Below are 10,682 nucleotides of genomic sequence, written 5' to 3'. Positions count from 1 at the left end.
CGGGAGCATAGCGCCTGTTTGTTGTCAGCAGCCCGTTTCACGGTCTGCGTGTAGTTCCTTGTAAAATGACCTAAAGCGGATACAAAACTGCGGCAATATTGCGTACTACAATCCTATCAATTATGGATATGCCAAAGGCGAACAGCTTACCAAAGGCAATCCCATTGCCTTTATCCACGGAGAGAAACACGCCGAGGATAACAATATGGGGGCTGTTACAGCACTTCGCTATTCCGCTTTGGAAACAGATTTTGTAGACGAGGTACTGGCTCTTGCCGCAGGCAGACACATTACTGAAACAGATACGAACGCCGTTTTGATAAGCTCTGAGGTGGCGGCTGTAAATGGCTTGTCTGTTGGGGATAAAATTGTCTTGTCATCGTCCGAGCTTGGAGAAGCTGACGGCGAGTACATTGATGTGTGGTCTGGGGAAAGAAAAGAGACAGTTGTAACGATTGTTGGAATATACGATATTCTGGAAGCTGATGCGAATGTAACAGCAACCGCAGGCAGACAAGAAAATCGTATTTACGCAAGTATTGATGTTTTGACACAGCTTGCTGAAAGCGAACCGTCTGTTTATACAGGTGAGGTCGGTTTTTATGTGACCGACCCAAAGACACTGGATGAGATTGTATCTAAGGTGCAGCAGATAGAAGAAATTGATTGGAAAACGCATTTTATCCGCACGAATGATTTTCAGTATTCCAAAATTTCCGATAGTCTTACTTCTTTAGGGGATTTAATAAAAATCTTGTTGGCGTGTGTTTCCATAGTGAGTGCCGCTATTTTGACCTTGAATTTAACTTTGCGTATCAGAGGCCGCATACCAGAAGCAGGCATCCTTTTAGGAGCAGGTATCCCGAAAGGGGAAATCATAAAACAGTTTCTGTTAGAAGTATTGAGTGTCTCTGCCACCGCATTCCTGTTTTCCTATGCTGCGGGCTTTGGAATAAGTCATAACTTAGGTAATCATCTGCTTGCGGATTTTCAGCCTAATTTTATCAACGCTGCGGCATTACAGAATGGAATGAGTGATGCAGTGAGTATGGACAGCTACCTCACTCTGGGTATTGGAAAAACCCTGCTGATATATGGATGCCAGCTTATCGTAGTTGTGCTTTCCGTACTGCTCTCATCGGCTTCTATCTTGAAGCTGAAACCAAGAGAGATACTGACAAAAATGAGCTAAGGAGGATATGCGTAATGAATTTTGTAAAAAGAGCTTTTCTTTACTGCTTTCGGCAGAAAGTAAAGACATTGATTTTGTTTTTGGTATTGGCGATTATTTCGACCTTTCTTCTGACAGGTCTGGCAATCCGTGATGCGTCCGAGGGTGCGACTGCGGATGTGCAGACAGCTATCGGCGGTAAATTATTTTTGGAGATTGACCCTATCAACCAATACGATTCGAGCCAAGACGGATACGGTATGACCTATACCTATAATGGCGATTACATTACCGCAGAGATTTTAGATGTCATTTCAAAGGTGGACGGCGTTGTAGATTTTAACTCTGACAATCCGAGAGGATTTTGGGGAGCAGGTGTGGACTTTGAATATTTACCTGCGGCGTTTAATTTGAGCTACACCCCTTATGGAGAGTCGTCTGCTTATACGGCAGCTCTTTCCTCTGAAAAAAGCTCTGATTTTGAAAGCGGAAAGTACAGCCTTGTGGACGGCAGACACATCACCCCCGAAGATAAGTATGTCGTGATGATTTCAAAAGAGCTTGCGGATTACAATAAGCTGTCTGTGGGTGATGTGATGACAATGTACTGTCTGGACTCCGACAGTAATGTGGAGCTTAAAATTATTGGTATTTTTGACGGTACGGAGGGTACTTCTGGGAACGGCGGTTTTTCTGTATCGGATATACCCGCAAACTGCGGCTATGTGGACTACACGACAATGTTTGAAAACTTTGGTCGTAAGATAGATGGTTATACACAGATTGATATTTATGTGGAAGACCCTGTAAGCATCCAGAATGTCTATGATAAAGTAAAGGACTTGCCAGAGTTTCGTGGAAAATCCTTGAAACTGAGCATTGATACCGATGAATATGAGGTCGTACAAGCACCGCTTGAAACCTTGCAGAGCTTGGTAAATACCATTATCGTGATTATCATCGTTGTAAGCTCTCTTGTGCTGACACTTCTTTTAACTCTTTGGATTAGAGGGCGTAAAAAAGAGATTGGCGTTTACCTGTCTATTGGTAAAAACAAGACGAGCATTATCGGGCAATTCTTTGTGGAAACTGTGACCGTTGCGATTGTCGCCTTTGCAACTTCTGTTTTCTTCGGCAGTTTGATTGCAGGAAAAGCAAGTGAATTTTTGGTTTCCAGAGTAACAACAGGTGCAGCAACGCTTCATGTTGAAATTTCAGCGGCGTATCTATTGCCTGTGTATCTTATCGGTATTGCCATTATTGCGATTGCAGTAGTGCTTGCATCGTGGACGGTGTTCCGTTTGAAGCCGAGAGATATTCTTTCAAAGATGAGCTAAGGAGGTAGAAAGCGATGAATATTATGGAGATAAAAGGAGTTCGCTACTCCTATGATAACAAGCGAAATGTGTTAAAAGGCGTGAGTGCTGAATTGGACGCAGGGAAAATGTACGCCATACTTGGACCGAGTGGCTGCGGAAAGACAACGCTGCTTTCCCTGCTTGGTGGATTAGACAGTCCGCTTGAGGGGCAAATCCTTTTTGAAGGGCAAGACATTGATACCGTAGGTCTTGCCACGCACCGCAAAAACAATGTAGCCTTTATCTTCCAGAGCTACAATCTGATTGATTATCTTACACCAAAAGAGAATGTGGCTCTGACTTCTAAACTGCCGCCACAGCCTATTTTAGAGCGGGTGGGACTGACCGAAGAAGAAAGCAAACGAAATGTTTTGAAACTCTCTGGCGGTCAGCAGCAGCGTGTAGCGATTGCCCGTGCATTAGCTTCTGATGCAAAGGTCATCCTTGCCGACGAGCCGACAGGTAACCTTGATGAAGATACTGCGGCAGAAATCACAAAGATTTTAAAAGAATGTGCTCACCAGATGAATAAATGCGTGGTTATCGTTACGCACTCCAATGAGCTTGCAAAGCAAGCTGATGTGATTTTGAAATTGCGAAAAGGAGAACTGCAAATTGCAGATACTCCCGATACAGATACGAGAAAAGGACGGAAAAACTAAATGCAGCATTTATCACATACCATTAAGGGGAAAAAGGCACCCCAATTTACGCAAACGGAAATAGAATTGTATAAACGCACTTTTAGCAAAGTACATCTGTCCACTCAAAAAGTCGAGGAAATCTGTAAAGAGATTTGCAAACATCACGGAGAGAGCAATTCGTTTTAATAGGAGGTGCAGTGTGAAGCGATTGATTGAATGGGTGTGCTGTCCAATGTGTGGCAGCAAAACCCGCATCAAGATACGGTCTGATACAGAATTGACAAACTTCCCACTATATTGTCCGAAATGTAAGCGTGAAGCATTGATTAAGGCAAAAGATTTACAAGTAACCGTCATCAAAGAGCCAGACGCATAAGACGCAGAGCCGATGAACAAGTGAGCAATCACAAGTTTATCGGCTCTGTTCTTCATACAAAGGAAAAGCAGCCTTGCGGCTACTTTTCGGGTGCAGTATTGATTAAAGCTTTCGCAGTTGCTTTGATGACTTCCAACGACCGTTCATCGCAAGCTGAAAGCATACGGAGGAGATTTTCTACCTCGGAATCTTTGGACGGCTTCTCAGGGTAGAAAATCGAATCCGCAGAAATGTTTAATTCCCGGACGAGCTTATGTAGGACATCGAAACTCGGTTTTTTGCCCTCATTTTCAATTCTGTATAGGTATCGCTCGGTAATATCTACTTTGTTTGCTAACGCTTCTATGGTAATACCAGCGGTTTCACGAGCTGTCTTAATGATATGTCCAAGCATTTCAGGTTTGTTATGCACTTACAGTCCACCTCCATATATAATTATACTGATTTGTGCCATCTTTCTAATGGCACGACAATTCAATTATGAATGGACTGTCAGTTCAAAAATCACTGAACTATATAGAAACTTGAACCCTGCCAAATAAAAAAAACGAGGTTTTGACAGGGCGATTCAATATGCCTACACCCTCCGATTCTGAGTTTTTTTGGATCGGAGGGTTTTTAATGCGCTGGACTATTCTCGGCGTTCCGCTGCTTGTGATGAGCAGCGAATATTAACCTATTACATAGGCATTATCAGAAAGTGTTTTATTGAAAAAAGCACTTACCCCACAGAGGGGCATTGCGGCTTACATGATGAACTGATATGCCATAAATACAATGAAACAAACGCACTTGCACGGCGAAATTTGTCGCTATGCAGGTGCGTTTTTATATTTCACAGTATTTCGACTATTTATAGCGTCGGTTGCCGTTCGCCGCCTTCCGGTCTGAATTTTTACATTTTTGAAAATTCAGACTGGAGGTAAAGAAAATGGCGAAAAGTCAATTTGATGTTCTGAAAGAGGAGTTTCAGAACAAGTGCAAGGTTATCAATTTGAAGTATGAGTATGAGGGATACACAGGCGAGGAGCAATGGGCAATCATTTCTGAGCTTACCAAAAAAGAACTGTTTGAAAAATACCCTGAAATTGTAAAACAATATATGCCTTTTGTGCTGCTGTCCGTTGAGCAGGGCAAAGCGGTATATGAGTTCAGGAGAAATGAAAGCAAGTTTTATAAGCGTAGTAAATACAATGAGGACGCATTTGGATATGACGATGAGCTTATAGGAATATTCCATTCGGAGGTCTTTGTTCCAGACTTTTTTGAGCAGCAGATAACAGAGGAATACGAAGAAAATCGTTATCAGTTGAAGATGAAGCTGTTGGACAAGGCTCTTTCAAGTCTTACCGAAAAGCAATATAAATACCTCATAACTCGCTATGTTGCAAATAAAAGCGCAAGGGAAATTGCCGAAGCGGAGGGTGTATCTCATCAGGCGATTGAAAAGCATTTGAACGCAGCGATCAAGGAAGTAAAAAAAATATTTGAGGGATTTTTCCGAAAATAGGTTGTCATTTGGCTGACTGATTCCAAATTAGTGAAGGGGTTGTTTTGAATCCGGATAAAGATTTCCCCTTCACTTAATCTTGGAAATGCGAGGTCAATGCTATGCAAACAGAGAATAAAGAAAAAGTGAAGCGTGGAGAAATTTATCTGCACGATTTTGGAAACAATGCAGGCTCAATTCAAAATGGGGTAAGACCTGTTCTTGTGGTTCAATGCGATGAAGGTAATCAGGCAAGCACGACAAGCCTGTCAAGTGTGCGATAAGCCGATTCGCATAATTGGCTTATCGCTTTTTTTCCATTATGATGTACCCACAAAACGCAAGGAGGTACAGCAAATGGAAAATAATAATTCAAGTAAAATCGAGGTTCCAATATGGCATAAAGCAAATCTATCCATTGACGAAGCGGTTGCCTACTCAGGAATTGGAAGGGCAAAACTTTATGAAATGACGAACCGTGAGGATTGTCCCTTTGTGCTTTGGATTGGAAATCGCAGAGTTGTAAAAAGAGAAGCATTTGACGAGTACATTAACCTTGCATAGACAGCTCCCGTCGTCAAATGCACAAGCGGGGCAATCTCCTTTGTGGAATACCCCTGCATTTTCAGCACGATGATTTGTAATGTACGCCTGTCCACTGTGACTAACGCAAAATACAGCGTTTCGCTCTCAATCTCATCCAGTAAATCCATTACCGACCTTACCTCTGTCTGTTTCTCCCTGCCCGCCATTTCCTCAAGGTATTCTCCGAAGTCACTTGTCCATCGGTAAAACCGCCTGTTGGAATTAAAATCTGCCCTGTCGTCTGTGCGGATTTGCTCAATGGTTGCTTCATCAACACCGCACTCACGCAAAACCTTTTCCTCGGCTTCTTTCCAGATACGCCATTTCCTGTCCTCCCGTCCATGGTTGTATGCCATCCTTATTTCCTCCAATCAGAATTGATTGAGAGGGCAGGAAAAAGCCCCCTCATTTTCCCAAAGGAAAAAATAAGGGGGCTGAACGCCTTAAATTTTGTTTTCGATTATCTTTCTCAGCTTCGCAAGGATTTTGGCTTTGCGTTTATTGACAACGCTCTGTGTCACGCCTAACCGCAACCCGACTTCCCGCTCGGATAGTTCTTCAAAGAAGATGGCGTTTATCAATGTCTGCTCACTACCCGACAATAAAGGCAGGGCGGCTTTCAGCCTGTCCACCATTCCCGTTTTAACAGATATACCGATAGAGATACCAGACTGGGAAAACTTTGCCCGCGCAATGAACTATGCAATGATGAAGCAGTACGCTTCACTGGAGAAAGGCGGACGGATGGCAGTCCTGATGGGTGACATCAAGAAAAAAGGCCGGCTTTACAGTATGCTGTCTGAGATAGTGAAACCAGGGACGCTGGAGAACATTATTATCAAGGCGCAGCACAATTGCTTTTCAGACAAAACCAGGTATAGCGGTTCCTTCATACCGATTCTACACGAATATGTGATGATAGTACGAAAAGACAATGCACTTCTCTGCCCGGTTTTGTTTTCAGAAAAAAAGCAGGTTGATATCCGCGACATTCCGGGAGCGACCTGGCGTGATGTGGTAGCAGCCGTTCTGGAGCAATGTAATGAGGCGGTTCCGCTGACTTATATATATGAGCAGATTGAATCACATCAGAGGGCGAAAACGCATAAGTGGTGGAAAGAAAAAATCCGCCAGACACTGCAGTACCATCCGGAACACTTTCTGCATGTAAGCAGAGGGCTCTGGAGTCTGCGAAAAAAAACAGCCTAAGGAGATGATGAGTATGGAGGTAAAGCGCGTTTATTTTAATGATGACGATATTCTTGTTCCCGGACATCTCATTAAGCGGAGATTCAGGAAACCTGTGTTTTATCCGTTTGAGAGAAGATGTGGCTTCGATTATGAAATCATAAGCAATAAAGAGCTGATTGTTGAATACAGCACAGAATCATATAGAAAATTTTATAAGGATACATATCCGGAAGGGACACGGATTGTGCTCGTTGAAATGAAAAACGATCCACGTCCGATTCCTGCCATGACGGAAGGAACAGTAGACACTGTTGATGATGCCCCAACAATCCATTGCAGGTTTGACAATGGAAGATATCTTGGAATCATTCCCGGCGTGGATGCGTTCCGAAAAATTTCAGAGGGTATTTGATTATCATAGTTTTAAGATAGGGGGGATGTCGCTTTTGCGGCATCCCTTTTGTCGTTGTGGAATAGAAACAATTGTATTTTTTCTGTGAATGCGGACAGACTAATGCCAAAAGCTCTTTACATTCGTTCGTCAATAAGATATAATTGAAGAAGGAATGTAGAGTGCGTGGAGGTGATTTCTGTGGATGAGGTTTATAATAAGATTCAGGCGATGGCTGAAGACGGAAATGGATTTGTAAAAACATCGCAAATTGAAGCGGCGGGAATCAACAGGGCAGTCTTAAAGAAATATGTAGACAGTGGCTTGCTTGAAAGGATCCGGAAAGGGATTTATGCTCCTGCTGACTGTGATATTGATGAGTTTGCTTTGCTTCAGGTGCAATGCTCCAGCCTCATTTTTTCTTATGGGACAGCGCTGTATATCTGGGGACTGACGGACATCATACCACATACATTTGATATTTCAGTCCCTCATGGCGAAAATATTTCAAGACTGCTTCGAGATAATCAAAAAATCAGGGCTCATTATATTATGAAGGAATTCTATAGTCTTGGCATAACGGAAGCACGTTCGCCGCAGGGCGCTATGATTCGTTTATATGACAGAGAGAGATGTCTTTGTGATCTGATTAAAGATAAAAACCAGATAGAAAAGCAGCTGTATGTTCAGTCAATCAAGGATTATTTTAAAAACCGGCCGGATGTCCGCAAATTGCTGAAGTATGGAAAAGCCTTCGGAATTGAAGAAAAAATAAGGACTTACATGGAGGTATTGTAATGAAAACACCGGAACAGCTAAAGGGCGCGATCCGAAATTTTGCGTCAAAGAACAATCTGAGGGCTTTGGATGTGCAGCATATGTTTATGTTTGAACGCATTTTAGAGAGGCTTGCCGTATCGCCTTATGCAAAGAATTTTATCCTCAAAGGCGGTCTGCTGATTTCCTCAATGATTGGAATTGAAGCCAGAACTACAATGGACATGGACACTACCGTAAGAGGGATACAACTGGAGGAAGAGGAAATCGTCAAAATCTTTAAGGAGATTCTTGCGATTGATACAGACGATGGGATAACCTTTGAATATCAGCGTATAGAGCCAATCCGTGAAGAGGATGCCTATAATAATTTCCGCATTCATATAGCTGCAAAATATGGGAAGATAAACAGCCCGATGAAGGTGGATGTCACAACTGGAGATAAGATTACTCCGGCAGCCATCCAATATGATTATCCGTTCATATTTGAGGATAAAACAGTTCCGATTATGGCGTACACCATAGAGACGGTGCTGGCTGAAAAGTATGAAACCATTATTCGCCGGAACATAGGAAATACAAGAGCCAGGGATTTTTATGATCTGCATGTTCTCTATCATGAGCGTAAAGACAGCGTCAGACCGGATATCTTAAAAATGGCGATAGAGCATACTGCTGTCAAAAGAGAATCAATGGATATGCTGAAAGACTGGAAGGATATCATGAGGGATATGCGTGAGGAAACTGCACTTTACAGCCTGTGGCGGAATTACGCAGCGGAAAACAGTTATGCAGAAGGGCTGGAGTTCCATGTGCTTTTGGATACAGTCGAGGAGATTGCAAAGCTGATTGATATAGAATAAAGGAGCGTATAATGAGTGATATTCTATAGTAGTGACTGAAGAACAGATTGCTCAGATGTCTGCCCTGCTCAAAGAATATGAGCTTGCCAGCGCTAATTTTGAGGCTATGTCCCCATCTGTAAAGAAAACCTACATGCGGGCATATTTGGATGCAAAGACAGATGACGGACGGGAAAAGCGGATTGCCTGGATGGTGGACAGGCTCAATAAAAATTTAAAACCGATGTAAGGGTCAGTGTCCATTGTTGGGATTACATCCAATTATAAATTGAGAAATAGCGTATGGAGGTATCATGAAAGGATTTAACCGACAAAATCAATTGTTTTCACTCTGTGGGCTGAATTGCGGTCTTTGCCCCATGTTTTTAAATAAATATTGCCCCGGCTGCGGTGGGGGAGAGGGCAATCAATCGTGCAGAATTGCAAAGTGCAGCATGGAACATGCCGACATAGAATACTGCTTTCAGTGCAGTGAATACCCATGCTCCAAATTTGAACATATTGACGATTTTGATTCCTTTATAACACATCTCCACAGAAGGGCTGATCTGGAGAAAGCCAAAGAGTCGGGAATTGAAGCCTACAATGCGGAACAGATAGAAAAGGCAGCAATCTTGAACATTCTCCTGTCGGAGTATAATGCCGGTCGCCAAAAGACCATGTTTTGTGTTGCGGTCAACCTGTTGGACATGCAGGAGCTTCGCGAAGTGATAAAGGAAATTAAAAAGAAGAAGGACGATATGGAAACATGGACGCTCAAAGAAAAAAGTGCTTTTGTAGTGGGATTGCTTCAGGAAGCAGCGGCAAAGAAAAACATTGATTTGAAGCTGCATAAGAAAAAGAGAGGCTAAGACAAGCTGGACGAGATAAGGGGTACTAAAAAGTTGGATAGGAGTAATGGTATGAAGTATGTATGTACAGTGATATCGGTAGCGGATATAAAAGCTGCAAGAAAGTTCTATGAAGATTTATTTAGCCTGGAGGTTTATCAGGATTACGGAAGAAACATTGCTTTTACCTGCGGCTTGGCATTGCAGCAGGATTTTGACTGGCTTGTGAATCTGCCGAAGGAAAAGATATTAAAAAAATCCAACAATGCAGAAATTGTTTTTGAAGAACAGGATTTTGATGGTTTTCTGAGCAAGCTGAAAGAGTATTCAAACATTGAATGTTTGGGAGAAGTAATTGAGCATAGCTGGGGACAGCGGGTAATCCGGTTCTACGATTTGGACGGACATATCATTGAGGTTGGCGAGGATATGAAAATGGTGATAAAGCGTTTTTTTGCTACCGGCATGACGATGGAGGAAGTCTCTGTGAAGATGGATGCTTCCGTGGAGGACTTGACAAGTCTTTTGAATAGTTAATGTGCGGTAGGCGAATAAACAAATCGGGGGTTGTAGAAGGGAAATTACAGCATGGAAATAATAGCATATGAAATGAAATATGTAAAAGATGATATTGAAAAAAGCAATATCTTGTGTATTCCTTTTGAGCAAAAGTATTTTCAACAATACATGAAAATATATAATACTTGCTTTTATGAAATGCGAAAATATCTTGCTATTGAGCCGCATAATTTTTTGAATGATTATAAACAAGTTCGTGAAAAAAGTAAGAATATTTTCTTGCTTGTAAGTGGGGAAGAAATTATTGGTTCTATTGCCTGTTATGGAAACGAAATAGACGATTTGATTGTCAATAAGGAATTTCAAAATAGGGGATATGGAAAACAACTTTTATTATGGGGAATGAACCATATGTAAGCGAAAAATAGATACGAACCTACGCAAGAAAAGAAGAAGGCGGTATAATGAAGGAGGGATGAAGAAAAACG

15 protein-coding genes and 2 pseudogenes are annotated in these 10,682 nt (G+C 42.2%); 14 read left to right on the top strand and 3 right to left on the bottom strand.

What is annotated here, in order from left to right; translation table 11 throughout:
- The first annotated feature begins 205 nt into the window (after positions 1-205).
- The 4 genes from D1841_RS15255 to D1841_RS15240 all read left to right on the top strand — a co-directional run bounded on the left by D1841_RS15255 (position 206) and on the right by D1841_RS15240 (position 3,549).
- Complete coding sequence (locus tag D1841_RS15255; RefSeq protein WP_160644397.1) at positions 206-1,192, top strand: ABC transporter permease; 987 nt, start codon at positions 206-208, stop codon at positions 1,190-1,192.
- A 14-nt stretch (positions 1,193-1,206) separates the two neighbouring features.
- Positions 1,207-2,508, top strand: coding sequence for an ABC transporter permease (locus D1841_RS15250; protein WP_160644395.1), 1,302 nt, complete (start codon positions 1,207-1,209; stop codon positions 2,506-2,508).
- Between the two features lie 14 nt (positions 2,509-2,522).
- Entirely contained in the window at positions 2,523-3,191 is a 669-nt protein-coding gene (locus D1841_RS15245) for an ABC transporter ATP-binding protein (RefSeq protein ID WP_160644394.1), read from the top strand.
- A 214-nt stretch (positions 3,192-3,405) separates the two neighbouring features.
- Positions 3,406-3,549: a cysteine-rich KTR domain-containing protein gene (locus D1841_RS15240; protein WP_237076414.1), complete on the top strand. Its 144-nt coding sequence runs from the start codon at positions 3,406-3,408 to the stop codon at positions 3,547-3,549.
- Between the two features lie 79 nt (positions 3,550-3,628).
- Here the strand turns inward: D1841_RS15240 and D1841_RS15235 are convergent, their stop codons facing one another.
- A complete protein-coding gene (locus tag D1841_RS15235) occupies positions 3,629-3,961 on the bottom strand; it encodes a helix-turn-helix transcriptional regulator (protein WP_347564034.1) in 333 nt (110 codons plus the stop codon).
- 519 nt (positions 3,962-4,480) lie between these two features.
- On the opposite strand from D1841_RS15235, the gene D1841_RS15230 reads away from it, so the two are divergent.
- The 3 genes and pseudogenes from D1841_RS15230 to D1841_RS15220 form a co-directional block, all read left to right on the top strand.
- Positions 4,481-5,059: an RNA polymerase sigma factor gene (locus tag D1841_RS15230; RefSeq protein WP_160644392.1), complete on the top strand. Its 579-nt coding sequence runs from the start codon at positions 4,481-4,483 to the stop codon at positions 5,057-5,059.
- A 101-nt stretch (positions 5,060-5,160) separates the two neighbouring features.
- On the top strand, positions 5,161-5,322 hold the full coding sequence (locus D1841_RS15225) for a type II toxin-antitoxin system PemK/MazF family toxin (protein ID WP_160644390.1): 162 nt from the start codon (positions 5,161-5,163) through the stop codon (positions 5,320-5,322).
- A 73-nt stretch (positions 5,323-5,395) separates the two neighbouring features.
- Positions 5,396-5,590, top strand: a pseudogene (locus tag D1841_RS15220) (excisionase); the annotation flags it as partial.
- Here the strand turns inward: D1841_RS15220 and D1841_RS15215 are convergent.
- Complete coding sequence (locus D1841_RS15215; protein ID WP_237076413.1) at positions 5,500-5,979, bottom strand: sigma-70 family RNA polymerase sigma factor; 480 nt, start codon at positions 5,977-5,979, stop codon at positions 5,500-5,502. The pseudogene D1841_RS15220 and the gene D1841_RS15215 sit on opposite strands and share 91 nt — an antisense overlap.
- An 87-nt stretch (positions 5,980-6,066) precedes the next feature.
- Positions 6,067-6,270 (bottom strand): annotated as a pseudogene (locus D1841_RS15210) (sigma factor-like helix-turn-helix DNA-binding protein); the annotation flags it as partial.
- 575 nt (positions 6,271-6,845) lie between these two features.
- On the opposite strand from D1841_RS15210, the gene D1841_RS15200 reads away from it, so the two are divergent.
- The 7 genes from D1841_RS15200 to D1841_RS15170 all read left to right on the top strand — a co-directional run bounded on the left by D1841_RS15200 (position 6,846) and on the right by D1841_RS15170 (position 10,611).
- Positions 6,846-7,226 (top strand): DUF4314 domain-containing protein, encoded by a 381-nt coding sequence (locus tag D1841_RS15200; protein WP_160644385.1) that lies wholly within the window; start codon positions 6,846-6,848, stop codon positions 7,224-7,226.
- 180 nt (positions 7,227-7,406) lie between these two features.
- Entirely contained in the window at positions 7,407-8,003 is a 597-nt protein-coding gene (locus D1841_RS15195) for a type IV toxin-antitoxin system AbiEi family antitoxin domain-containing protein (RefSeq protein WP_160644383.1), read from the top strand.
- Positions 8,003-8,845 carry a nucleotidyl transferase AbiEii/AbiGii toxin family protein gene (locus D1841_RS15190; RefSeq protein ID WP_160644381.1) on the top strand — a complete coding sequence of 281 codons (843 nt, stop codon included), beginning with the start codon at positions 8,003-8,005 and terminating at the stop codon, positions 8,843-8,845. The genes D1841_RS15195 and D1841_RS15190 overlap by 1 nt, the downstream gene beginning before the upstream one ends.
- A gap of 31 nt (positions 8,846-8,876) precedes the next feature.
- Complete coding sequence (locus D1841_RS15185) at positions 8,877-9,074, top strand: YdeI/OmpD-associated family protein (RefSeq protein WP_347564033.1); 198 nt, start codon at positions 8,877-8,879, stop codon at positions 9,072-9,074.
- A gap of 64 nt (positions 9,075-9,138) precedes the next feature.
- Positions 9,139-9,696 carry a DUF3795 domain-containing protein gene (locus D1841_RS15180; protein WP_160644379.1) on the top strand — a complete coding sequence of 186 codons (558 nt, stop codon included), beginning with the start codon at positions 9,139-9,141 and terminating at the stop codon, positions 9,694-9,696.
- A 51-nt stretch (positions 9,697-9,747) separates the two neighbouring features.
- The gene (locus D1841_RS15175) at positions 9,748-10,212 is read left to right on the top strand and encodes a VOC family protein (protein ID WP_160644377.1); all 465 of its coding nucleotides are present in this window, start codon (positions 9,748-9,750) and stop codon (positions 10,210-10,212) included.
- Between the two features lie 51 nt (positions 10,213-10,263).
- Positions 10,264-10,611, top strand: coding sequence for a GNAT family N-acetyltransferase (locus tag D1841_RS15170; protein ID WP_160644376.1), 348 nt, complete (start codon positions 10,264-10,266; stop codon positions 10,609-10,611).
- The last annotated feature ends 71 nt before the right edge of the window (positions 10,612-10,682 follow it).

Source organism: Neglectibacter sp. X4 (assembly GCF_009917365.1).
Taxonomy (GTDB): Bacteria; Bacillota; Clostridia; order Oscillospirales; family Acutalibacteraceae; genus Acutalibacter.
Note: the sequence above shows the minus strand (reverse complement) of the source record. Positions and strands in the feature narration are given on the sequence as shown.